Source organism: Pseudomonas sp. B14-6 (assembly GCF_013260315.1).
In the GTDB taxonomy this organism is placed as follows: Bacteria; Pseudomonadota; Gammaproteobacteria; order Pseudomonadales; family Pseudomonadaceae; genus Aquipseudomonas; species Aquipseudomonas mandelii.
This window is the reverse complement of the sequence record NZ_CP053929.1, coordinates 3,681,554-3,705,452: the sequence shown is the minus strand read 5'-3', so window position 1 is coordinate 3,705,452 and position 23,899 is coordinate 3,681,554. Positions and strand designations below refer to the sequence as shown.

Below are 23,899 nucleotides of genomic sequence, written 5' to 3'. Positions count from 1 at the left end.
AGCGGCCCTAAACTCTGCAAACACCGTTTTTCTGATTCACCGCATTGTTTGACGTTACGACGGCTGCGCAGCCGAGCGGGAGCAAGCTCCCTCGCCACAGGGGCCTGCGTCAATCAGGGCAGCGGCGAAAACGGCGTACGCCCATCGGCGCTCTGCAATTCCATCAGGTATTTACGGAAGATTTGCCCAAGCACCTGAGTCGCCATCTCGAGGTCTTCGCGGGGCATCTTCTCGGCCACTTCGTCGGCCGTATCCAGTGCCTCTTCAGCACCGTTGACCGCGGCCATTTTCAGCACGATATACGCCTGAACGTTATTGGCCGGTACGCCTTCGCCGTGAAAGAACATGGTGCCGAGTTTGAATTGCGCCTGGGCGTGGCCTTGCAACGAAGCTTTTTCAAAATAGCCCAGGGCCTTATTGAGGTCGCGCGGGGTGTTTTTGCCGTCGTAGTAGAACTCACCTAACTCGTATTGCGCTTGTGCATCCCCTTCATCCGACGCTTTCTGGCAGGCAGCGAGCGCTTGCGTCAGGTCTTGCGGCTGAGTATTGAGGGTGCAGCGACCCATCGCTGGGATTAACAACGAGTTGCCGCCTGCTTGTGCGAGCGCGAGCAGGGGCTGAAGGAGCAACAGGCAGCCCAGTGCAAGGGCGCGGCCGGTGCGGTTCATGGGAATCGACTTACCTCTGAAGGGCGCGCGGACCCATCGAGGGGATCCAATAAGCGCGCATTATGAAATAAGCAGGGCCAACCTTACAAAGTCTTTACTCGTTTTTCTGCTGCACGGGGAATATATCGCCCGATTGACGGGGGATTATTAGCAGAAGCGTAGGAATAAAGGTGTAAATCCAGGTGAAAGCTGACGCTGGCAATCGCCAACGTCAGCGGGCACAGCGTTATTTCAATGCGGCGAAGGCACGCTCGGCGGCATCCAGCGTCAGTTTCAACTCGGCTTCGCCATGAGCGATCGAGGTGAAGCCGGCTTCGAAAGCGCTTGGGGCCAGGTACACGCCGCCTTCGAGCATCAAGTGGAAGAAACGACCGAACAGCTTGGCGTCGCTGGCCATCACGTCATCGAAAGTCACGATGTCGTCGGCACCGCTGAAGTACAGGCCAAACATACCGCCAGCCTGCGTGGTCACGAACGGAATGCCAGCGGCATCGGCGCGCTGTTGCAGGCCATCGAGCAAGCGGCTGGTGTAGTCGGTCAGCTCGTCGTGGAAACCGGGACGGCTGATCAGGCGCAACGTCGTCAGGCCCGCCGCCATTGCCAATGGGTTACCCGACAAGGTGCCTGCCTGATACACCGGACCCAGTGGCGCGATGTGCGACATGATTTCGCGCTTGCCGCCGAAGCAGCCGACCGGCATGCCGCCACCGATGATCTTGCCAAAGGTGCTCAGGTCCGGCGTCACGCCGAAGTGCGCTTGTGCACCGCCGAGGGCAACTCGGAAACCGGTCATCACTTCGTCGAAAATCAGCACTACGCCGTGTTTGTCGCACAGGGTCCGCAGGCCTTCGAGGAAACCTGGCGCCGGCGGAACGCAGTTCATGTTGCCGGCCACCGGCTCGACGATGATGCAGGCCACGTCCTGGCCGACGTCAGCGAGCATGGCTTCGACCGCGTCGATGTCATTGAACGGCAGAGTCAGGGTGTGCTTGGCGAAATCCGCCGGCACACCGGCCGAGCTCGGCACGCCTTGGGTCAGCGCGCCGGAGCCGGCCTTGACCAGCAGGCTGTCGGAGTGACCGTGATAGCAGCCTTCGAACTTGATGATGTTGTCGCGACCGGTGAAACCACGGGCCAGACGGATGGCACTCATGGTCGCTTCGGTGCCGGAGCTGACCATGCGCACCATTTCCATCGACGGCACGATCGAGCAGACCAGGTCGGCCATCTCGGTTTCCATCGCGGTCGGGGCGCCGTAGGACAAGCCGTGCTCCAGTTGTTTACGCACAGCGTCCAGCACGTCCGGGTGGCTGTGACCGAGAATCATCGGGCCCCAGGAACCGACGTAGTCAACGTAACGCTTGTCGTCTTCGTCGGTGACGTAGGCGCCTTCGGCGTGTTTGAAGAACAGCGGCGTGCCGCCCACACTTTTGAACGCGCGAACAGGCGAGTTCACGCCACCGGGGATGTGTTTCTGGGCGTTGGCAAACAGGGTTTCGGAACGAGACATGATCGGGCTCTCAAATCAGATTTTCAGTAATTCGTTAAAGGCGCGGGCACGGCGTGTCACTTCAGCCGTGCTCTCGGCGCCAAACAGGCCATGCACCACCGCCAGCAAGTCGACCCCGTGGGCCACCAGCGGGGCGGCGTTGTCGAGGGTGATGCCGCCGATCGCGCAGATCGGCAGGTGCAGTTTGCTGCGGGCCTGGTCCAGCAATTCGAGGCTGCAGGTCGGTGCGCCGGGTTTGGTATTGGAATTGAAGAAGCGGCCGAAGGCGACGTAACTGGCGCCTTCCTTGGCTGCTTGCTCGGCGAGTTCGAGTTGCGCGTGACAGGTCGAACCGATGATCGCCTGGCGACCGAGCAGCGCACGGGTCGGCGACAGCGGGCCATCGGTCTGGCCCAGGTGTACGCCGACATTCAGGCGAGCGGCCAGTTCGGCGTCGTCATTGATAATCAGCTGAGTCTTGTAGCGGTCGCACAGATTGCGCAGGGCTTCGGCCTCACGCAAACGTCGGGCCTCGTCGCTGCTTTTGTCGCGGTATTGCAGCAGGGTGACGCCGCCTTCCAGCGCCGCCTCCACGTACGAAAGAAATTTACCGGCCAGCAACTGGCTGTCGGTAATGGCGTACAGGCCACGTAGTTTCATCGGACAAGCCTCACCGCAGTGCGAATAGAAAGTTACGAACAGAAATCCAGCGGCAGGCGACGCGGCACGAACTGGCCTTTGCCCAACTGCTCGGCATCCCGCAGGGTACGCCACGTGTAGTTAAGCGCGGTCTGCACGGCACTGACGAGATTTTCACCCTGGGCCAGACGACCGGCCAGGGCGCTGGCCAAGGTGCAACCGGAGCCGTGATAACTGCCGGGCAAGCGCTGGCAAGTAAAGGTTTCGCGGTGACCATCGCGGCTGTACAGGCGATTGTGGATTTCGTGTTCGTCGCCATGGCCGCCCGTGATCAGCAGGTGCTTGACGAACGGCAGGAGTTTTTCAGCGCACTCGTCCGCGGTGCCTTCGGGCAGTTCGGCGAGGATGCGGGCTTCGGGCAGGTTAGGGGTGGCGATGATGGACAGGGGCAGCAGGCGTTCGCGCATGGCGTAGCCGACTTCATCCTTACCCAGGCGTCCGCCGCCACCGGCGCGCAGCACCGGGTCGCAGACCACCGGCAAGTGCGGGTGTGCCGAGAGCAGTTCGACGACAGTGTCGACCATCTCCAGGGAACCGAGCATGCCCAGTTTCACGGCAGCGACTTCGGAGTCGTTGAGCACGGCGTTGGCCTGGGCCAGCACCCACTCGCGGTCGAGCACGCGAAAGTCAGTGACGTTGACCGTGTCTTGCACGGTCAGGGCGGTGACGGCCGGGGCCGCATGACAACCCTGGGCGAGCAGGGCTTCGATATCTGCCTGCAAGCCGGCGCCACCACTGGGGTCGTGGCCGGAGAGACAGAGGACAACGGGGCGAGAGCTGTAGATATTCATGGTGCGCGAGCTTACCACCAAACATCGATTTTCGGGTGCAGTGGTCGCCAGGTCTGCCGATACATTGTGGTGAGGGGGCTTGCCCCGTTCCGCTGCGAAGCCGTGGTGAATCTGGCGGCGCAATGTTACCGACCGAATGCAAAGGGTGGGGCGCTGCGCACCTCCATGAGAGCAAGCTCCCTCGCCTCAGGTGTTGCATATAGCCATAAGCTGACCGTATAAACAGATTTTCCTGAAGTGTGCCGCTGGAACGCCCGTACTAGAGCCCTTGCAGGAAAAATTTCAATGGTGCTCAATGGCCATCAGCGGCTATGCTAGAGTGGATCCAAACCAATAACAGGTAATACCGGTTTTACGTCTACTCAAAGGGAATGAGGGGCTTCCTGAGATAACCGGACAGGCCACGCTGGGGCTTAAATGCGCTATTTGCTGATGTTGCTGTTGTGCTTGCCCCTCATGGCGAGCGCCGTCGAATTCGATGAATTCACCCAGAGCCTTCCCCTGGGCCGAACCCTGCAGGTCTACGAAGACGCGGGCGGTCAGGCGACCATCGCCGATGTCCGTGCGCAAGCCGCGGCCGGTAACTTCAAGCCCCACGATAAAGCCACCCTCAACGCCGGTTACTCGCGTTCGGTGTTCTGGCTGAAAATCGATCTGCATTACCGTCCGTCGAACCCGGCGGCGCAACGGACCTGGCTGCTGGAACTGGCCTATCCGCCCCTCGATCACCTCGATCTCTACTTGCCCGATGCTGGCGGTGACTTTCGATTGGCCCGGCAAACAGGCGATGCGTTGCCGTTTGCCAGTCGCGAGTTCCGCCAGAACAACTACCTGTTCGATCTCAATTTCCTGCCTGACCAGGCGCAAACCGTGTACTTGCGCCTGCAAAGCGAAGGGTCGATCCAGGCGCCCGTCACCTTGTGGTCGAGCACCGCTTACCTCGAAGAACAGCCGGTCCGCCTTTATGTGCTGGGGCTGATTTATGGCGTGTTGTTGGGGATGCTGGTCTACAACCTGTTCATCTACCTCAGCGTGCGCGACACCAGCTATCTCTATTACATCTTCTACATCGCTTCCTTCGGCCTGTATCAACTGTCAGTGAACGGCGCAGCCGTGGAGTATTTCTGGCCGGACAATCCGTGGTGGGCCAACGCCGCGACGCCATTCTTCATCGGTTGTGCTGGACTGTTCGGCAGCCAGTTCGCCCGCAGCTTCTTGCAGACGGCCAACCACAGTCGCTGGCTCGACCGTTTACTGTTGGCGCTGGTGGCGTTCAGTGCGCTCGTGGTCGGGTTGTCGTTGATGACCAGCTACGCCTTGGCCTTGCGCCTGGCAACAGCCTTGGCGTTGGTTTTCACCGTGGCGATTTTCATCGCCGGGCTATGCGCCTGGCTGGGTGGCTTGCGGGTGGCCCGATATTTCATCATTGCCTGGTCGGCCTTCCTGCTCGGCGGCATCGTCAACACCCTCATGGTGTTGGGATACCTGCCGAACGTGTTCCTGACCATGTATTCCAGCCAGATCGGTTCGGCCATCGAAGTGGCGTTGCTGTCCTTGGCCCTGGCCGACCGCATCAACGCCATGCGCGAGCAGCAAGCGCAGACGCTGTTCGATGCCGGTCAGAAACTCGAGGTGCTGAACCAGCAACTGGCCCACAGTAACAAGCTCAAGGATGAATTCCTCGCCACCCTGACCCACGAATTGCGCACGCCCATGAACGGTGTGATCGGTTCGCTGGAGTTGATGCAAACCGTCGAGATGGACCCGGAACTGGAGCAATACCAGCAAACCGCCGCCGGCTCCGCACGGGACATGATGCGCATGGTCAACGGCATCCTGACCCTCACCGAGTTGCAGGCCGGCAAGCTTAAAGTCATCCCGGCAACGTTCAGTCTGCGTGGCGTGGTCGACACCTTGCGCACCCAATTCGAGGGCAATGCTTCAGGCAAGTCCCTGGACTTCAAAGTCGAAGTGATGCCGGGCCTGCCGGATCGCTTGAACGGTGACAGCGCCAAGTTGGCGCAATGCCTGGAATGCCTGCTGGATAACGCCATCAAATTCACCCGGGTCGGCGGGCTGGCCCTGCGCGTGACGGGTAAACCGGTGGAAAACGGCCGGGTGTCGCTGTCGTTTGCGGTGATCGACACCGGTATCGGTTTTACCGATCTGGGAGAGGCGACGCTGTATCAGCGCTTCTTCCAGCTCGATGGCTCGATGACCCGTGAATACGGCGGCCTGGGCGTAGGCCTGGCGATCTGTCGGCAACTGGTCGAATTGCTCGGCGGACGCCTCACCCATCGATCCGAGCCCGGCAGCGGCAGCCGTTTCCAGTTGGACGTCGAGTTCGAACTGCCTGTGGTCGAGCGGCCGGCAGTGCCCTTGATGACCCGCGAGTTTCCGCGTCTTCGATTGCCACAGGACTGCACGGTGCTGCTGGTGGATGACAACAGCATCAATCAATTGGTGATGCGTGGCATGTTGCTCAAGCTCGGGTTCCGGGTGCGCGCCACCGACAGCGGCGCTGCCGCGCTCGACCTCTTGCAGCGTGAAAGCTTCGATGCTGTCCTGCTCGATGGTCAGTTGCCGACGCTGGATGGCACCGCCTTTTGCTGCCAGATCCGCAGCTTGCCGGGCTGTGCCGACTTGCCGGTGTTCGTGATTGCCGTGAGCGCCGACCGGGAGCGCTGCCCGACGGGAGCCTTGATCGATCACCTGAGCAAACCGGTGAAATTCGAGGATCTGCAAGCGGCGCTCTATCGCCGGGTACTCTGTTCGGGGCAAGGCGAAAGCGCCGACATTTAGGCGGGTATGACACTTTGTTCGGCCAAGAGGCGGTGCTTAACTGAATCCCTTGGCTGACCAAAGGAGCCCCGTCATGAACCTGCATCAGTTCGCCGAAACCCACGAAGTCACCAATCAGCCCCCGTCGCTGGACGGCGCCAACCTCTATCGCATCGACCTGCCTTTGCAAGAATGGTCTCGGCGTTTCGGGGCGGGTTGGGCCGAGTCGCGGATCGACGCTTATGGTGCATTGGCCGGCGGGCCGCTGATGGAAGCAGGGTTCCTGGCCAATCAGAACAAACCGGTGTTCGTCAGCCATGACCGATACGGGCATCGCATCGACCTGGTGGAATTTCACCCGGCGTATCACCAGTTGATGCGCACGGCGGTCGAGCACGGCTTGACCTCATTACCCTGGGCGCATCCGCAACCCGGCGCCCATGTGGCTCGCGCGTCGATGACGTACCTGCACAGCCAGGCCGAAGCCGGCAGCGGTTGCCCGTTGACCATGACCTTCGCCAGCGTCCCGGCGATGCGCCTGCAACCGGACCTGGCCAAGCAATGGCTGCCGAAAATCCTTTCGATCGAATACGACCCGCGCAATGTCGGCATGGCCCACAAGGCCGGTGTCACCATCGGCATGGCGATGACCGAGAAACAGGGCGGCACCGACGTGCGGGCCAACACCACCAAGGCGTACCCGGTCGGCGCCAGTGGCCCGGGCCAGGCTTATGAATTGGTCGGGCACAAGTGGTTCTGTTCCGCGCCGATGTGCGACGCCTTCCTGACGTTGGCGCAGACGGACAAGGGCTTGACCTGTTTCCTGCTGCCACGCCATCGCCCGGACGACACGCGCAATCAGTTCTACATCCAGCGCCTGAAGAACAAACTCGGCAATTGCTCCAATGCTTCCAGCGAAGTGGAGTTTCGTGGCGCGCTGGCGTGGATGGTCGGTGAAGAAGGGCGCGGGGTTCCGACCATCATTGAGATGGTCGCGATGACTCGCTTCGATTGCATGGTCGGTTCCAGCTCGCTGATGCGTCAGGCGCTGACCCAGGCCAGCCATCACTGCGCACATCGCATGGTCGGCGGTAAGTTGCTCAGCGAACAGCCGTTGATGCAAAACGTACTCGCCGATCTGGCGCTGGAAAGCGAAGCGGCCCTGGCCTTGAGCCTGCGCATGGGCAAGGCGCTGGATCATCTGGATGACAGCCACGAAGCCAAATTCGCCCGGTTGGTGACGGCGGTGGGCAAGTACTGGATCTGCAAGCGCGCGCCGGCAATGATCAACGAAGCCGCCGAATGCATGGGCGGTGCGGGCTATGTCGAGGAAAGCATCCTCCCGCGCCTCTACCGTGAGGCACCGGTCAATTCGACGTGGGAAGGTTCCGGCAACGTGCAGTGCCTGGACGTGCTGCGGGCGCTATCGAAGGAGCCAGGTTTGCTTGATGTGTTGTTCAGCGAGTTGGGTGATGGTCACGGTGATAAGCGCCTGGCTGCGCACATCAGCCAGTTGCAGACGGCGTTCAAGGACACCAGCGACATTCAATACCGTGCGCGGCAGCTCACTGAAGACATTGCGCTGGGGCTTCAGGCCAAACTGTTGCTGGAAGCCGGCAACTCGGCAGTCAGCGATGCGTTCATCGCCAGTCGCCTCGGCTCGGCCGGTCGGGTGTATGGCGCGTTGCCGCGTGGGCTGGATGTTGAGGCGATCGTCGCCCGCTCGACTCCGCAGGGTTTTTGACCACGATGGCATGAACCACACAGAACCCCTGTAGGAGTGAGCCTGCTCGCGATAGCGTTGGCACATCCAACATCGATGTGACTGACAAGCCGTTATCGCGAGCAGGCTCACTCCTACAGGGGCTATCAGTGACATATAGCCAACACGCCACTGTTCCCGTGAAGCGACGATGCAGGCAAGATGAAGCTCTGCAAGTCAGAACACAGGATGCTGATCGTGACCGAAGCTTTTATTGTCGTTCAAACCGCCGAGCAAGCCGTGGACCGGCTTGCGCTCTTGCACAATCGTGCAACCACTGCGCTGAACCAGGCGCTCAAGCGTTATCTCAAGGACCGAGTCGAGCCGGACGCTGAACAGCGTGCGATGTTTCGTTATCCCGAACTGCGTCTGACCTACCACTGCCAGGGCGAAGTCCCACAGACCACCCGCGCTTACGCCAAGGTTCAGTTGCCTGGGACCTACAGTGTCACCGTCACCCATCCGGCGGCGTTCCGTAAATACCTGCTGGAACAACTCGTGCCGTTGATGCACGACTTCACCGTGACCGTCGAAGTCGGCATCAGCCAGCAAAATATTCCTTATCCTTACGTGGTCGAGCAGGGCGATGAACTGGCCGGCTCCGGCGTCACCGCCGCCGTGCTGGCGCGGGTGTTCCCGAGCACCGACTTGTCCGCCGCGACCGACGGCATTGCCGATGGCTTGTACGACTGGGAGAACACCGATCCGCTGCCACTGGCCCTGTTCGATGCCGCGCGGGTGGATTTCTCCCTGCGTCGACTGGTGCATTACACCGGCAGCGACTGGCGTCATGTGCAGCCGTGGATTCTGCTGACCAACTACCACCGGTACGTTGACCAATTCATCGTCCATGGTTTGGAGCAGTTGCGCAGTGACCCGCGTTTCGTGCGCATGGTATTGCCCGGCAACGTGATCATCGAAAAGAGCATGGACCACGGCGAAGCCTCGGCGATTGCTGCGGGCGTGGTGTGGCACCGCTATCAGATGCCGGCCTATCACCTGATTGCCAGCGATGGCCATGGCGTGACCCTGGTGAACATCGGCGTCGGCCCGTCCAACGCCAAGAACATCACCGACCACTTGGCGGTGCTGCGCCCACATTGCTGGTTGATGATCGGCCACTGCGGCGGCTTGCGTCAGTCGCAGACCATTGGCGACTACGTGCTGGCGCACGCTTACATGCGTCGCGACGGGATTCTCGACCGGGTGGTGCCGCCGAACATTCCGATCCCGGCCCTGGCCGAAGTGCAGATGGCCTTGCAGCAAGCGGCCGCCAACATTACCGGCGAAAAGGGCGACGAGCTGAAGAAACGCCTGCGCACCGGCACCGTGTTGACCTACGACGACCGTAACTGGGAATTGCGCTGGGCGCAGGAGCGTCCGCTGATCAACTTGTCCCGCGCCGTGGCGGTGGACATGGAAAGCGGCACCATCGCCGCCCAAGGCTATCGCCTGCGGGTGCCCTATGGCACGTTGCTCTGTGTGTCGGACAAACCGCTGCACAGCGAAATCAAGCTGCCGGGTTCGGCCAACGCCTTCTATGAGCGCGCGGTCAGCCAGCACTTGAAGATCGGCATCGAGGCGGTGGATCTGTTGCGCACCGAACTCAACTCGTTGCACTCGCGCAAACTGCGCAGCTTCGACGAGCCGCCGTTCCGCTGATTCGTGATGGTCATTTGACGGTCAGGGCACTAGCATTGGCAGCCCTGACCGTTAGATGCTCCTCTTTCCCATGTCCCGTCCACAACGTCCCGTTTCTCGCCGCCCTGGCGCGAAGCCTGCGCCATCCTCCCCAGCCCCGCGCCGTGTCGCCAAAGCGCCGCCGGCCGAGCCGAAGCTGATCCTGTTCAACAAACCCTTCGATGTGCTGACCCAGTTCAGTGACGAAGGAGGGCGGGCGACGCTCAAGGATTACATCGAGATTCCGGGGATCTATCCGGCAGGACGGCTGGACCGCGACAGCGAAGGATTACTGCTGCTGACCAACGATGGCCAGCTGCAAGCGCGAATTGCCGACCCGAAACACAAATTGGCCAAGACCTATTGGGTGCAGGTGGAGGGTGAGCCGAGCGCTGAGCAGTTGCAGCGTTTGCGTGACGGCGTCGAACTGAATGACGGCATGACCTTGCCGGCCGAGGCGCGGCAATTGGAGGAGCCCGAGCTGTGGCCACGCAACCCGCCGGTGCGCTTTCGCAAAAGCGTGCCGACCAGTTGGCTGGAGTTGGTGATTCGCGAGGGGCGCAACCGTCAGGTGCGGCGCATGACAGCGGCCGTCGGCTTGCCGACGTTGCGCCTGGTACGGGTCAGAATCGGCGACTGGACAATCGAAGGACTCGATCAGGGCCAGTGGAAGGAAGTGCCGGCGCGCTTATAACGTGCCGGTTTCGATCAGGCCGATGACCACGCTTTTGATCACGAACGCAGCCACGCCCAGACCCAGTACGAAGAACAGAATGAACGAGCCAAAACGTCCGGCCTTGGATTTTTTCGCCAGATCCCAGACGATGAAACCCATGAAAATGATCAGGACGCTGACCAGTCCGGTCATCATCCACTCTTCGAGTACGGCAGGATCCATTGAATATCTCCAGCGCGGGCGGGGCTAAAAGGCGCTGGAGTATACGGCATGGGGACGGGCTGGAGGATTGACCTGCGGCAGTGTGTCGCAGTCATTCGTCGCCTGTGCCGGCCTTATCGCGAGCAGGCTCCTACAAGGGATCTTCGGTGTTCAGGAGATCCACTGTAGGAGTGAGCCTGCTCGCGATGGGGACATCAGCTGCGCAGATGAGTTAACGGCAGCTCGGTACTATTGAGCACCTGATTCAACACAAAACTCGAACGAACGCTGGTCACCCCTTCAATCCGGGTCAAATGCCCCAGCAGCAGTTTCTGGTAGTGATCCATGTCTGGCACCACAACCTTGAGTTGATAATCCGCATCCATCCCCGTCACCAAGCTGCATTCCAGCACCTGGGGCAACGTTCGAATCGCGGCTTCAAAGTTCTCGAAACGCTCCGGCGTATGGCGGTCCATGCCGATCAGCACGTAAGCCGTGAGGCTCAAACCGAGCATCTTGCGGTCCAGCAGCGCCACCTGGCGGGTGATGTAGCCGTCGTCTTCCAGTTGCTTGACCCGGCGCGAGCAAGGCGAAGGCGACAGGCCGATGCGTTCGGCCAGCTCCTGGTTGGAGATGCGCGCGTCACGCTGCAATTCCGCCAAAATGCTCAAGTCGTATCGGTCGAGTTTGCTCATCAATCAGGCCTTTGTCATAACTATTGCGGCAGATTATCTATCCAGGGTTAAAAATTGCGCAAGTGATGTTTAATTGAGCAATCTTCGCAATCCTCTGCCGGCACTCGCGGCCTATTCTTATCACCAGAATCACTGCTCGGACAAACAGTCCACAGCCGCTCGCCGAATCAGGCCGGCGGCGGCCGCCACCCCCACAGGGGATGTGCCGGCCTCCGAGCTACACACTGTCCAGAAGACGGCGTGAGGTGAGCCGACGTCATAAGCGTCGAGCACGGACGAAGTTCTCTAAGGGAGGCCGACGGGTCTCCCTTTTCTTTTGCCTTGAATTTGAGAGCGGCCCTCAATAAATAAGTTGCGCGACTGATAACCTGTTGCAGAACCGCCCTGTACTTTCCCAGTCTTACGTACAGGCCCTAACCCGCAGTGAGGAAAAGCATGAAGTCGCGCATCTGGCGTTTGGCCGGTGTTGGTTTGCTGTGTGTGAGTGTCACTGCGCAATCGCTGGCCGATGATCAGCAAAACCGTGGTCCCGATGGCGGGCAACGTGGATCGGACGGCCATCAGGGCAACAATCAGGGGCATGGCGGCAATAATCAGCCGCGCCCGCAGGACAACGACATCATTCGTGGCGACAACAGCCGCCAGTTCGAGCACAACGGCCAGACTCAGAACAACGGCCAGTGGCAGAACCGTCCGCAGCCCGACTACAACAATCCTGTTCGCTCACCGCCGCCGCCACCGCAGCTCCCGGCCAATGACCTGCCGATCCAGGGTCGCCCCGACGCGGTGCGCCAGACCCAGCAGCCACAGCGTGGTTACTATCAGGACAATCCACAGCGCAACAATTACAACCAGCAATGGCAGAACAACGGTCCGCGTCCCGATGATCGTCGGTGGGCGGGTCGTCCGGATGGGCACGGTAATGGCTGGGGCCCCGGCCCGCAATATCGCCCGGGTCATGTGATCGACCGCTTCCCGGACCGTGACTACCGCGTGCCTTACGGTGGTCGGGATTATTTCTATTCCGGCGGCTATTGGTATCGCCCACAAGGCCCGCGTTATGTGGTGGTTCAACCGCCTCGCGGGATTCGAGTCAGTTACTTGCCCGATTACGCGCGTGAGGTGTGGATCGGCGGGGCGCTGCTGTTCCTGGCGGCCGGTTCGTATTACGCCTATCAGGAAAACACTCAGGACTACGTGGTGGTCGAGCCGCCGGTGCAAATGCAGCCGCAGCCGGTCAGCAACAGCTACGACGTGGAGGCCTATCCGGCCAACGGCCAGTCGCCGGAGCAGGTCAACCAGGACGGTTACGAGTGTTATCAATACGCGGTGCAGCAAAGTGGCTTCAATCCGCGGACGGCCACCTACCAGCCAGACCCGTCAGTGGTGCAAGCCTACCGCCAGGCTCAAGGTAACTGCCTGAGCAGTCGCGGCTATCAGGTTTCTTTCTGAGTCTTTGCCGCCAGTACCACTTCCTGCGGGTCGGCGTGCACCAGCACTTCGGCTCGCGGGTAAGCGGCGTGAATCGCATCGGCGGCCTGATCGCTGATGCCGTGGGCGACTGACAGGGTCAGGTCCCCCGGCAATTCCAGGTGCAACTGCACGAACCACTGGTTGCCGGAAATCCGCGTGCGCAGGTCATGCGCGCCCAGCACCCCCGGAACGCCGCAGGCCAGCTCAAGCATGTGCTGGCTCACCTCCGGCGGCAGTTCCTCATCCATCAGCACCGTAAAACTTTCCTTGGCGATCTGAATCGCGCTCCAGAAGATGTACGCAGCGATTGCCAGGCCGAACCAGGGGTCGACCTGATGCCAGCCAAACCCGGCCAACACCAGCGCCAGCAGAATGCTGCCATTGAGCAGCAAGTCCGAGCGGTAGTGCAGGGAGTCGGCGCGCACCGCGTTGGAGCCGGTGGCCTTGACCACCCGATGTTGCAACATCAGCAACGCCACGGTCAGCGCCAGGGAGAACACAATCACGCCGATGCTGATCCACGGCGCGCCCACCGGTTCCGGATGTTTCAGCCGCTCGATCGCCTGCAAAGAAATCAGCACCGCACTGCCGCCAATGAACAACGCTTGAGCCATGCCCGCCAGCGACTCGGCCTTGCCGTGCCCGTAACGGTGATCGTCATCGGCCGGGCGCAACGCGTAATGCACCGCCAGCAGATTGAGCAAGGAGGTGACGCCGTCGAGCGCCGAGTCGGTCAACCCGGCGAGCATGCTCACCGAACCGCTCAACCACCAGGCGATGGCTTTGGCGACGATCAGCGTACACGCCACCGCCACCGAGGCACGAGTCGCCAGCCGCAGCAGGCGGGCGTGTTCGGAGCTGGAAATCATAGGGGCGGCTATTCCTTTACGTGCACGGATTACGCGGCGGGTTGCAGGCCTAACAGGGCCAGTTGCTGGGTGCTGCCTTTGTGTTGAATCAGGCGTGGGTCATCCAGCGGGAAGCTGCGGCCCAACTCGGTTTCGAGAATAGTCTGCAACTTATGGTTATCAACTTTGCCGTCGGCGCCGATCGCTTCCTTGAGTTTTTCCGGGGCCACCTGTGCGGTCTCACCGGGCGCGTAGTAAATCGCGCCAGTGGCGAAGTCCACGGCGAACGCGATCAGGCCGGGGATGATGTAGAACAGCAGGCCCACGGCATCGAGCGCGGCGATGGCCGGGTCGATCTTGCCGTCAATCTGACCACGACGGTCAGGGTAGAAAATCGATCCGCAAGCGGTCACCTGGGTCAGCAACGTCGCGACCAATACACCGCCAATCAAGCGAAAGGGAACACGCATATGAAATCTCCTGGATAATTTCAAAACGAAAGGACGCCTGTATGAATTAGGACCGTCATTAACGCCGAGCAGTTCGCCGTTATACTCGCCGCTCTGTTTTGGAGCCAGCATGATTTCTTTGCCGATTGATGAAGTTTTACCCGCCCTGCGTGAAGCCTTGGCTACACGTCACGAAGCCGTGCTCGAAGCACCGCCCGGCGCCGGTAAAACCACCCGTGTTCCGCTGGCCTTGCTCAACGAGCCGTGGCTGGCCGGGCAGACCATTCTGATGCTTGAGCCGCGCCGTTTGGCGGCGCGGGCGGCGGCGGAGCGCTTGGCCAGTGAGCTGGGCGAGAAGGTCGGTGAAACCGTTGGCTACCGGATCCGGCTGGACAGCAAAGTCGGCCCCAAAACCCGTATTGAAGTGGTCACTGAAGGCATTCTCACCCGACGCTTGCAGGATGACCCCGCACTCGACGGCGTTGGCCTGCTGATTTTCGACGAATTCCACGTTTTGCCATATGCACCAAAATAATTCGAATCTTGTCAAAGCGATTCGCGTCTCCAGAAGCCTTTGGGACGCCCTGAAGACTCAAAGCCTGACCTTTCCAAAAATCAAAAAACTGCTTTGGTTGGGGAGTGGGCAGCGTCAGCCCATTGCTTCACCACACACACCACACCTCACTCCCGCTCAACCTCGGTCACGGCGCTTGGTCGCTCACACCACGCCTGCCTGATCGAGATGATCTTCCCCGGTATACTGCGCATCCTGCCTGGGAGTTCTAATGATTTCTCTACCTATCGATGCTGTATTGCCAGCTCTCCGTCTAGCCCTGACTCAGCGAAATGAAGTAGTGCTCGAAGCTCCTCCCGGTGCAGGCAAGACCACACGTGTGCCGTTAGCATTGCTCCAAGAGTCTTGGCTAGGAGACCAGACAATCCTAATGCTCGAGCCTCGTCGCTTGGCTGCTAGAGCTGCGGCTGAGAGGTTAGCGAGCGAGCTCGGTGAAAAGGTAGGTGAGACAGTTGGCTACCGAATCCGACTCGAAAGTCGAGTAGGCCCACGAACTCGAATTGAGGTAGTGACCGAGGGGATCCTTGCCCGGCGACTTCAAGACGATCCCGCGCTGGATGGTGTAGGGATTGTTATCTTCGACGAGTACCACCTCCGAAGCCTTGATTCAGATCTTGCATTGGCTTTATGTCTCAACGGACGCGAACTGCTCCGTGATGAGATGCCCTTAAAAATCCTACTTATGTCGGCGACGTTAGAGGGGGAGCGTTTGTCCAAGCTTCTGGATGATGCGCCAGTAGTGACGAGCGAAGGCCGCATGTATCCAGTGACGACTGTATGGGGTCGTCCGTATCAGTCCGGTGAGTTTATTGAAACGAGAGTTGTGCAGATGTGCTTGAACGCGCTCGAAGACCAAGCTGGCAGTATCCTCGTATTTTTGCCTGGCCAAGCCGAGATACGTCGTGTGCACCAGCAACTGGCCGAGCAGCTCGAAGGTTATCAGGATGTAATGCTGTGCCCTTTGCATGGGGAGCTAGATCTGAATGCACAGCGGGAAGCCATAAACCCCGCACCTGCGGGTAAACGTAAAGTTGTTTTAGCCACCAATATCGCTGAAACCAGCCTGACAATTGAAGGGGTGAGGGTCGTAGTCGACTCGGGTCTAGAAAGGGTTCCGCGCTTCGATCCTGGGAGCGGCATGACACGGCTGGACACTCAGCGTATTTCCCGAGCGAGCGCTGCCCAACGCGCTGGTCGAGCCGGACGACTTGAGCCGGGTACGTGCTATCGACTCTGGTCAGAGACGCAGCATGATCAACTCGCAGGCTATTCCGATGCTGAGATACTGCAGGCGGATCTATCCAGCCTTGCACTGCAACTGGCCCGATGGGGAGTCGCTCCTGATCAACTGAAGTGGCTAGACATTCCGCCTGCGGCTGCTTTTTCTCGGGCACGAGATCTTTTGGGACGATTGGGCGCACTCCAACCGGACGGACGACTTAATACTCACGGCCAAGCCATGGCAGAGCTCCCAGCTCATCCGCGAATTGCCCATCTGTTGTTGCGCGGCCATGCATTGGGCTTAACCGAGATGGCGTGCGAGATAGCTGCGTTGCTTGGTGAGCGCGACATCTTGCGTGGCGCCGGCGCTGATTTGCATAGCCGTCTTGCAATGCTGGATGGGCAGCAGCGGCTCCAACGCCAATCACAAAGTGCCGTACAGCGGATACGTCAGTTGGTGCGTCAGTACCGGGGATATCTACGCAGTACATCTCAAGCTCCAGTGGCTGATCCAGGAGCTTCCCGCTGGGTTGGCGGCCTGTTGGCTCTTGCTTACCCTGATCGCATCGCCCAGCAGCGGCGTCCAGGCGGTGCCGAGTATCGCTTGGCCAATGGTCGTGCGGCCCTGTTCGCCGAATCCGATGCGTTGATGAAACACTCCTGGTTGGTCATCGCGAACCTGGGAAGTCGACAGGGACAGCGGGAGGAGCGTATCTACTTAGCGAGCGATTTTGACCCTCAACTGTTTGAGACCGTGCTGAGTGATCATGTATCTGTGGTTGACGAGCTGAATTGGGACGACCGTGAAGGTGTCCTGAGAGCCGAACGGCAGCGCAGGGTCGGAGAGCTGATTCTTTCTCGCGAACCTTTGAGTAACCTGGATGACGATACTCGTGGCCGAGCTCTACTCGCGTTCGTCCGCCGTAAAGGTATTGAGCTGTTACCTTGGACGCCAGAGCTTCGACAGTGGCAAGCACGTGTCCGATTGCTCCGCGACCTTGACCTCGAGCGGCACCGAGAAACCCAATGGCCAGACCTCTCAGACGCTGCACTGCTTGAATCATTGGAAACGTGGTTATTGCCTTACTTGGGGAATGTTCGCCGGCTGAGCCATTTTGGCCAGCTCGACCTTTCCTCAATTCTCCACCACATCCTGCCGTGGCCGCTTCCAAAACAATTGGATGAAATGGCCCCCACTCACATAGCGGTGCCCTCGGGATCGTCGATCAAATTGGATTACAGCGAAGTGCCTCCGGTGCTCGCAGTACGTCTTCAGGAGCTGTTCGGTGCTGTAGATACGCCTCGCATTGCGGGTGGGCGCATGCCGCTGATGCTTCATCTACTCTCTCCAGCTCGACGCCCAGTCCAAGTTACGAGGGATTTAGCCAGCTTTTGGAGCAACACCTATTTGGACGTGAAGAAGGATCTGAAGGGGCGTTACCCCAAACATTTTTGGCCAGACGACCCATTGATCGCTGAAGCAACTGCGCGAGTCAAACCGCGAAAATCATAGAACATGCTGTTCAGCGAGTGAGCATTGGGAGGCTAAGTCGAATCGGCGTATGACGGTTCCGGCTGAGCTACCATCCGTGCCCCCCTTAAAGCGCCTATTTTACCCCTATGCTCCGTTTGCCTTGTGCCAATGCCGCCCCACAGTCGATTTAGGCATCCCCAGCATTCGTACTACCTCAGCTTGAGTGTGTCCTTTGCTTTTTAATGCCTGAACAGCCTCCCAACTCCTCTCGGCGTCCACGGTCTGCGGTGGTCGCAGTTTTTTAGGCTCTAGGGGAGGAGCGTTGTCCAAGAGCGCCATGCCCCCCAATTCTTGGAGAGCCAGCATCAATATTTCTCGTGCGGGTCTTTGGTCTTGTGCCGCTTGTACCAGGGTTAAGAACGAAATTGGATGCAGGTTCAGCGCCGAAGCTAGCTCCTGACTGACTTCCAGAGTCGCGGAAGTCTTTAGCGATTCAAGTTGGCTGATGTGAGATTGCGTCACTGTCACAGCTATATCGTGCTGTGATAGTCCCCGGCGTGTTCTAACCAGTTGCAGCACCGCTGCATATGCCATCCGTAGTGACATCTGAACCGTCCTCTGTAAACCAGACGGTATGCCGCGTTTGCTAGTTCCCATTCAAATCTATATATTAATCGTGCTGGGAGTTCTGGTGTGTTTCACGACTGGCGTGGACGCCTTCTGCACCGCGAAGCCTGAGTAGTATCGATGCCAAGTCGGGGTGATCCGAGGCTATCACCTTGAGTCGGACGCCTTACATTAAATATTTTTATATATTGCCAATACGTTTGGGGAAATCAGTGACCAATAGTTCATCTCACAGCGAGCTTCTCAGTGGCTCAGGTGAGCACCGCCAGGGATCGACGGATTCAGACGAGGTTCTCATCGAACTGGTGCGGGCTCTTTATCCGCGCAAACCGTATTGCTTAGTAGAAGACTGGACAATTTTTCGAGCCAAAGTCACCGAAGACGAGCTACAAAAAATCCACGCGGCGGGAAAGCTACCGCTGGTTTTATTTGCTCACAACGTACGTTTTGACAGCGAGCGGCGCTTTGATGTGGGTGATTGGGTGCGCTCCACAATGGCGATGTCATTTCACGAGGGCTTCCTTTTTGAAACGTGGAATACCGTTTATGTATTGACAGGGCCCGGTCATGAAAAATCAGCAAGCCTAGAAACAATCTTTTCTTTCTTTTAGATGGCGCGTTGCCTAGGCAATGATTTCAAACTGAGACAAAAATGTTCAGAACCAAAATCAAAGACATTCAAGGTGAACCAGGTATGTTTGAGGATGGCCTCGCCCACTGGCATGGCATTTCGCGGGCGCTAAACATGCACTGGTATCACGTATGCGTGAAAGAACGGCACGACGGTCGGTTTATAAGTATGACTGAGATGTTGAATGACGAGACAAGACTACTCGAGGTTCTTAAGTTACAGAACGAAGATTTCGTCATTACAGAGATTCAAGGTTTGATTCCGCCCTGGATGACAGGTAGTAAGAGTTGGCGACTGGAAATACTCAATGCGGTCTCCATAGGCTATGACCGAAATGGCGCCGTGATCTGTCTGCTTGAGGTGGAGGGCGGCAAGATCTACGCCGACTCCCATGAGTGCTCATTCGATCCAAAGTTGTTAACCAATGTCAGAAAAATTTACTGATAAAGGCCTGATTTCTGGGCATTTTGGCGAATGTCGAACGTATCACGAATCGGAGAAAATAATGCGCGACCAACACGAAGTCGAACTTCATTCGAAGCGTCTCACGGATTTCCAGCTACGCCGGATCGTTCGTGCAAGCGAACACGTCTATGACGCGCCTATTACCGCATGCTTGAGTGATGTCTTCGTATCAAATGGCGTGGCGGTGGGTGTTGTTTTTGGCCATACCAAGGTGGATCGCTTTGGACGCTTCGCTGACGGACATTTTATGCGCACCTCCAGCATACGTTATGCAAAAAAGGAGGGGAGATTTTGGGTGCTGACTACCTTGAATTCGCGATATCTTGTCGCTTCGTTTAAAAAAGGGGGAGGGCGAGCTACCTTCAGATCTTTTCTTCAACTAGCAAAAAATACATCTCACGTTCCGCCAACTGTGTTCCTGTAAATAATCGGGCCCTTTTGAAAGCTTGGAAAGCAAAAAAAGCTAGGCGCTTGCGCGAAGAAACGATTTATTGCTGCTCAGCGCATAATCTTTACCCGCCTTAATTCTCTGTCCCCTAATTTAATCGTGACTATGAATGACGCTCGCGCTCGCTCGACCGCTACAGTTACCTCCTTCATGGGATGGAGATTTACAATTCCTACCTTAACGTCCGGAGATAGCACACCCCGACTTAGACAGCGCTCGTCCTTCTGCACCGAGTTGCCTCGGCCAGGGCAGCCACGGCAGTTCCTCACCGATTTGACGAAGAAGCGTTTCAGTCAGGCCGATCAAACGGCAGCGATATAGGAAAAAATTACGTCGTCAACTGCAACGAAGTTCCGGATCTGCTATTCCGGAAGTTGATCCACTCTGAGAATCAGAGTTTTCGCTTCCGGGTAACCTACGGTAGTAGACGAATCCATACAAAAATTACGCATCTCCAAAAATTCGTGTTCGATCTCTCTCTCATTTTTGCAATGACCATATACCCGATTATTTTCAGTATTGATGGTTTCAGTCATTAGCTTACTGATCGTGTCATGAGCGCCCAAAGAGGCCAGCTCAACAGTCGTGTCGGCTAAAAGATAATGAATCTGATATCTCATATGATACTCAGTTGTTTGAATGGGCGTTGAATGGTTTTTGGGAATGAGGCAATTGTTTTCCATCAAGAAAAAAAATTCAAGGCGCGCCGAGACAAATATAAAACTTGCAAATTTGGTTTGCTGCAGGTGGAGGGGTGCGTACTGTGCGTATGAGCAGTAAGTTCGTAAAATATTTAAATTTGCAAAATGCCCGACTACGCTTGGCGTGCTACCAATGCGTTACTTAGCATTATAAAAAACTATGAATCGCCCTCCTTATAGATGAGGTGGTTTACAGTTTATTTCGATGAATCGCTGCCGTCCTGCTGCCGAATAAATGCCAACAGCTTTAATGCTGTTTCAGTGCTCATTTCTAAATGCACTTAGACGGCCATTTCATCACTCCATTACATTAGTCGACCCGTTAGAGACGATGCCCCAGGGAGGCTTTGCATGCAAATACGTCGTGATGACTACCGACAGACGAAATTCGCTGATGAGAAAGCAGTGGTGGAAGCCTTGGATTGGCTTCCCTAGCCTCGATTCGAGTACAGGATCGAAGCTCTCCAGGGAGCTGCAATTGCGAACACAGCCAGAGATCGCACTAAGTTATCGAGCTCCGAGCGTTATTAGCAAGAAAAGATCTCACTATTCGTGCTTAGCGCATTAGAATTCGTTTTCTCTATTTCTATAAGTGTTGGTCGTTATAATGCAATGGTTGAAAAGGAAATACAACGCAACACCTGTCCCTTATCGTTTCTATATTTTCTCGATGGCCGTATTTATTTCGGGAGTGCTGCTCTCCCTTGTGTTTGGTAATATAGTTGTAGATGCCGCTACGACCGTATCATCAGCAGCGATCATCGGCGGATTCGTCACGTGGTGCTTACCCGCAGTCCACTGGATGCGTGCTATGTGGGAAAAACCATTTGGCAAAACTCCGGTTGTGCTTCTGCATGTGTTGGTGCTGATAGTGGCAACCGTACTTTCTCGCTTTGTTGTGGCGGAGGCGCTTGGGCTGCCACCGCAAACTTTCGATATGACCGTGGGCTTTCTGGCGCTGGTTTTTTACATACCGGCTTGGATGGTTGTAGCAGCGATAATTTTAACTATCATCGGACTCATAATGTTTTCAGCTTCGATGGCTCTAATGCTAATAGAGCTCCTGTTTCAATACGTTGCAACTTATCTTAAAATAGTTGGCTGCAATTTATCGGCTAGAAAAAATAAAAATCTAACGATCTTTCACTCATTCGGAGCGATCATAGCTGGTATTTTTCTCCTAAGCAGCTACACCTTTTTAACGCAAAAGTATCAGCCTTGGATTCATTCTTCGGTCAGATTTATTGCTGTGTTAAGCGACTTCCAGCCAGCGATAAATTACCCAGGCGTCCTTCCTGGGGAGCGAGTTCACCCGCTTGAAAATGGTTTCATAGCCTTCGCCCGGACTCAGGATGATAAAAGCTTGATAATAGGCATCAGATCACAAAGGCCCGATACGGATGTGCATTTGCTTGCCGATCCGCTACCTTCGATCAAGCAAATGATTTCGCCCTTATTTGAAAGCTTGCGATAATTGTTTCGCTGGTTTTCATAGAATTTTCTGTGTAATCGCAGAACATTGGTCGACCGAAAGAGCAATGTTCGTTCGCCCTTCAGGCGGTACTTATCGCCGCCGAGGCTACGACGTTACCTTGCATTCTACCGACCTACTGATAACCGTAGTTGTTTGGCCTGGCTTTGTGTAAAGGTCTGATGAAGCCGGACATCCATTTTTTGCGACGAGAAATTATAAATGAGCACAGAATTGAGTGAGGAGGAGATGCGCCAGGCGCTATTCGGCTCTTCAAACCAACCCGAGCCAGAGTCAGCACCGAAATGGCTTGAACCGGAGGCTGTTGCAAAGCCGCAGCCAAGTCCAAAGCCTCGCTCGGTAGCAAAACCGCTTTCGCCAAAGCTTAGGGTGGTGCTACACGTCACAAAGGAATTTGAAGGAGACGTTGAAGTGTTCACTTATGACGCGAACACATTGAGCACCCTTGTCGCGGAGCAGGAAGCGAAAAATGAGGCGAAAAAGAAAAGGTTCAGGTATTTCAATGTGATGTCCGTCAAACCTATCCCTTAGCCAATTCTTTGTGAGCAATGGGTGCCGCTGGATCAACAGCGGCCCTGAAGATTCCTGAGCATAGTCAGCTTTGACTACCTGAGGTGAGAGAGTTCAGGTGCAGCAGTGCGGTTGGTCTCATGGGTACAGCCCACCTCAAATCGCGGCATTGTTTTTGTGCGCCAAACTTTTTGGAGTGATTATAGGTGGGCATACCTCGGATGTAGGTTTGACTATCCTCTCTCCCTTTTTCATCCCCTTCAACCGCAAGCTTGTCCGTTGAACAGCGGCCATTTTTCTTGCCGTTTCATACGTTTCCACTTGCGAATGTCGTCCTTGCTCCGTCCACAGCTCACACATAGAACACCACTGAGCTGTCACGTCGAGATACACGGATAGCCCATTAAAACAAGCGCATCGCTGCTTGGCGCTAAAAGGTGGCTTGCTACTCGCTAATTACCGCTTAACTTTCAACGAAAGCGATGATCTGCCTTGCGCTTCACATCGCTCAAAAGTCAGGTTAAAGATTGAGCGATTTTGAGTTTAAGTCAGTTTATTATGGCAGCACGACGACTCCTAGGCTTTATCGGTGATTTAATCCTGCTATGACCTGCCTGCTTTAAGCACATTTGACGACTTGTCCAAATTTTTTGTAATCGGCAGAGCCCGAGCATTGATCACTCTGGCAACATCTTGCTTTAGTAGGTAGAAAGAGACAACCAGCAACACGAGATCCTTCAAAAGGAAGGCCGAAACTATTGTCATGGCTGGAAATCCTCCAGCCTCGGGATGCCAGGCGCCAGGAGCGAATGGCAAGATCGTGAGGGTACCAATGAAGGTAGCGCAAGATCCAAGAGCGCCTAGCACCCCTAACTTCTTATTCCAAAATCCCAGCAGCAGTAACAAACCAAAAGTCCATTCCGAAGCTCCCAAAAGAAAGCTTGTGCCTCGAACACCCAAAACTGGAAGCGTCCAAGAGATTAATGGGCCGTTACTGATTAATGGAATTAAGTCTCTGATTTCAGCCTCAAACCATTTGTCGTATCCGAACCACACAAAAATGATCACCATGGCAGCGCGGAGAAGGTGGTAGTCCAAATCGCGCTTCAGAAGACCTGAACGTCCCAGTATGTTAACGAGATAATTCATGACTTTCTCCAATTTTTAGCCGCGAGTTCTGAGGCATTGGTGCCGATTTGAATGGCTTGGATTTGGATGCGTAACATTGGAAACTCCTTCCATCAGTGATGGCTTTTCGTAAGTGACCCCACTATATGCGCCAGGAGTAATATCAATAAGGTCGAAACGTCTCGATGACATGCCTAAAAGTATCAAATGTAAGGCTTAGGTCTCTACTGAACGGATTGTTAAGCCGGCTCCTTGATCTCTCCAGCAGAATCGCATACACGCCCTACACAGCAGCGAGCTGAGGTAATATCGATGCTGGTAGGTATCAACAGCGAATCTGTGCAAGGTCGGAGTTCGTCATCAATCAGAGTGCTGCTCAAGCCAATCGAATCCAATTGTATTGATTGGTGGCTAGG

21 protein-coding genes and 2 pseudogenes are annotated in these 23,899 nt (G+C 56.7%); 12 read left to right on the top strand and 11 right to left on the bottom strand.

Features of this window, described 5'->3' with window-relative positions; translation table 11 throughout:
- Positions 1-113 precede the first annotated feature (113 nt).
- From HP062_RS16970 to HP062_RS16955, 4 genes are all read right to left on the bottom strand, one after another.
- Entirely contained in the window at positions 114-668 is a 555-nt protein-coding gene (locus tag HP062_RS16970; RefSeq protein ID WP_010467384.1) for a tetratricopeptide repeat protein, read from the bottom strand.
- Between the two features lie 226 nt (positions 669-894).
- Positions 895-2,178, bottom strand: coding sequence for a glutamate-1-semialdehyde 2,1-aminomutase (hemL, locus tag HP062_RS16965; RefSeq protein ID WP_010467385.1), 1,284 nt, complete (start codon positions 2,176-2,178; stop codon positions 895-897).
- 15 nt (positions 2,179-2,193) lie between these two features.
- On the bottom strand, positions 2,194-2,817 hold the full coding sequence (gene thiE / locus HP062_RS16960) for a thiamine phosphate synthase (protein WP_010467386.1): 624 nt from the start codon (positions 2,815-2,817) through the stop codon (positions 2,194-2,196).
- Positions 2,818-2,849: 32 nt separating this feature from the next.
- Positions 2,850-3,647 carry a hydroxymethylpyrimidine/phosphomethylpyrimidine kinase gene (locus tag HP062_RS16955; RefSeq protein ID WP_010467387.1) on the bottom strand — a complete coding sequence of 266 codons (798 nt, stop codon included), beginning with the start codon at positions 3,645-3,647 and terminating at the stop codon, positions 2,850-2,852.
- Positions 3,648-4,064: 417 nt separating this feature from the next.
- Between HP062_RS16955 and HP062_RS16950 the strand changes: the two genes are divergently transcribed.
- The 4 genes from HP062_RS16950 to HP062_RS16935 all read left to right on the top strand — a co-directional run bounded on the left by HP062_RS16950 (position 4,065) and on the right by HP062_RS16935 (position 10,564).
- Complete coding sequence (locus HP062_RS16950; RefSeq protein WP_172791768.1) at positions 4,065-6,449, top strand: hybrid sensor histidine kinase/response regulator; 2,385 nt, start codon at positions 4,065-4,067, stop codon at positions 6,447-6,449.
- Positions 6,450-6,522: 73 nt separating this feature from the next.
- Positions 6,523-8,172, top strand: coding sequence for an acyl-CoA dehydrogenase family protein (locus HP062_RS16945; protein ID WP_172791767.1), 1,650 nt, complete (start codon positions 6,523-6,525; stop codon positions 8,170-8,172).
- A gap of 180 nt (positions 8,173-8,352) precedes the next feature.
- On the top strand, positions 8,353-9,852 hold the full coding sequence (gene amn / locus HP062_RS16940; RefSeq protein WP_169858286.1) for an AMP nucleosidase: 1,500 nt from the start codon (positions 8,353-8,355) through the stop codon (positions 9,850-9,852).
- Positions 9,853-9,922: 70 nt separating this feature from the next.
- The gene (locus HP062_RS16935; RefSeq protein ID WP_010467391.1) at positions 9,923-10,564 is read left to right on the top strand and encodes a pseudouridine synthase; all 642 of its coding nucleotides are present in this window, start codon (positions 9,923-9,925) and stop codon (positions 10,562-10,564) included.
- On the opposite strand, the gene HP062_RS16930 is transcribed toward HP062_RS16935, so the two are convergent.
- On the bottom strand, positions 10,559-10,768 hold the full coding sequence (locus HP062_RS16930; RefSeq protein WP_010467392.1) for a DUF2788 domain-containing protein: 210 nt from the start codon (positions 10,766-10,768) through the stop codon (positions 10,559-10,561). The genes HP062_RS16935 and HP062_RS16930 overlap by 6 nt on opposite strands.
- 194 nt (positions 10,769-10,962) lie before the next feature.
- Positions 10,963-11,442 (bottom strand): Lrp/AsnC family transcriptional regulator, encoded by a 480-nt coding sequence (locus HP062_RS16925; protein ID WP_007894448.1) that lies wholly within the window; start codon positions 11,440-11,442, stop codon positions 10,963-10,965.
- A 435-nt stretch (positions 11,443-11,877) separates the two neighbouring features.
- Between HP062_RS16925 and HP062_RS16920 the strand changes: the two genes are divergently transcribed.
- Positions 11,878-12,894 carry a DUF6515 family protein gene (locus HP062_RS16920; protein WP_145308840.1) on the top strand — a complete coding sequence of 339 codons (1,017 nt, stop codon included), beginning with the start codon at positions 11,878-11,880 and terminating at the stop codon, positions 12,892-12,894.
- Here HP062_RS16920 and HP062_RS16915 read toward each other — a convergent pair.
- Complete coding sequence (locus HP062_RS16915) at positions 12,879-13,784, bottom strand: cation diffusion facilitator family transporter (protein ID WP_010467394.1); 906 nt, start codon at positions 13,782-13,784, stop codon at positions 12,879-12,881. The two genes, HP062_RS16920 and HP062_RS16915, sit on opposite strands and share 16 nt — an antisense overlap.
- Positions 13,785-13,813: 29 nt before the next feature.
- Positions 13,814-14,233 carry a hypothetical protein gene (locus HP062_RS16910; protein WP_010467395.1) on the bottom strand — a complete coding sequence of 140 codons (420 nt, stop codon included), beginning with the start codon at positions 14,231-14,233 and terminating at the stop codon, positions 13,814-13,816.
- A gap of 109 nt (positions 14,234-14,342) precedes the next feature.
- Between HP062_RS16910 and HP062_RS16905 the strand changes: the two are divergent.
- Positions 14,343-14,723: pseudogene (locus HP062_RS16905) on the top strand (DEAD/DEAH box helicase); the annotation flags it as partial.
- A 274-nt stretch (positions 14,724-14,997) separates the two neighbouring features.
- Entirely contained in the window at positions 14,998-17,520 is a 2,523-nt protein-coding gene (gene hrpB, locus HP062_RS16900) for an ATP-dependent helicase HrpB (RefSeq protein ID WP_172791765.1), read from the top strand.
- Positions 17,521-17,625: 105 nt separating this feature from the next.
- Here hrpB and HP062_RS16895 read toward each other — a convergent pair whose 3' ends face one another.
- Positions 17,626-18,075 carry a helix-turn-helix domain-containing protein gene (locus HP062_RS16895; protein WP_256666182.1) on the bottom strand — a complete coding sequence of 150 codons (450 nt, stop codon included), beginning with the start codon at positions 18,073-18,075 and terminating at the stop codon, positions 17,626-17,628.
- A 245-nt stretch (positions 18,076-18,320) separates the two neighbouring features.
- On the opposite strand from HP062_RS16895, the gene HP062_RS16890 reads away from it, so the two are divergent.
- The 5 genes from HP062_RS16890 (at position 18,321) to HP062_RS16870 (ending at position 22,376) form a co-directional block, all read left to right on the top strand.
- A complete protein-coding gene (locus HP062_RS16890; protein WP_172791763.1) occupies positions 18,321-18,719 on the top strand; it encodes a hypothetical protein in 399 nt (132 codons plus the stop codon).
- Positions 18,720-18,760: 41 nt separating this feature from the next.
- Positions 18,761-19,183 (top strand): hypothetical protein, encoded by a 423-nt coding sequence (locus tag HP062_RS16885; protein ID WP_172791762.1) that lies wholly within the window; start codon positions 18,761-18,763, stop codon positions 19,181-19,183.
- A gap of 61 nt (positions 19,184-19,244) precedes the next feature.
- Complete coding sequence (locus tag HP062_RS16880; RefSeq protein WP_172791761.1) at positions 19,245-19,628, top strand: hypothetical protein; 384 nt, start codon at positions 19,245-19,247, stop codon at positions 19,626-19,628.
- Between the two features lie 1,332 nt (positions 19,629-20,960).
- Positions 20,961-21,827 carry a hypothetical protein gene (locus HP062_RS16875; RefSeq protein WP_172791760.1) on the top strand — a complete coding sequence of 289 codons (867 nt, stop codon included), beginning with the start codon at positions 20,961-20,963 and terminating at the stop codon, positions 21,825-21,827.
- A 219-nt stretch (positions 21,828-22,046) separates the two neighbouring features.
- Positions 22,047-22,376 carry a hypothetical protein gene (locus tag HP062_RS16870; protein WP_172791759.1) on the top strand — a complete coding sequence of 110 codons (330 nt, stop codon included), beginning with the start codon at positions 22,047-22,049 and terminating at the stop codon, positions 22,374-22,376.
- A 225-nt stretch (positions 22,377-22,601) separates the two neighbouring features.
- On the opposite strand, the pseudogene HP062_RS31135 reads toward HP062_RS16870, so the two are convergent.
- Both HP062_RS31135 and HP062_RS16860 read right to left on the bottom strand, forming a co-directional pair.
- Positions 22,602-22,759: pseudogene (locus tag HP062_RS31135) on the bottom strand (DUF1289 domain-containing protein); the annotation flags it as partial.
- Positions 22,760-22,958: 199 nt separating this feature from the next.
- Positions 22,959-23,504: a YkgB family protein gene (locus HP062_RS16860; protein WP_172791758.1), complete on the bottom strand. Its 546-nt coding sequence runs from the start codon at positions 23,502-23,504 to the stop codon at positions 22,959-22,961.
- Between the last annotated feature and the right edge of the window lie 395 nt (positions 23,505-23,899).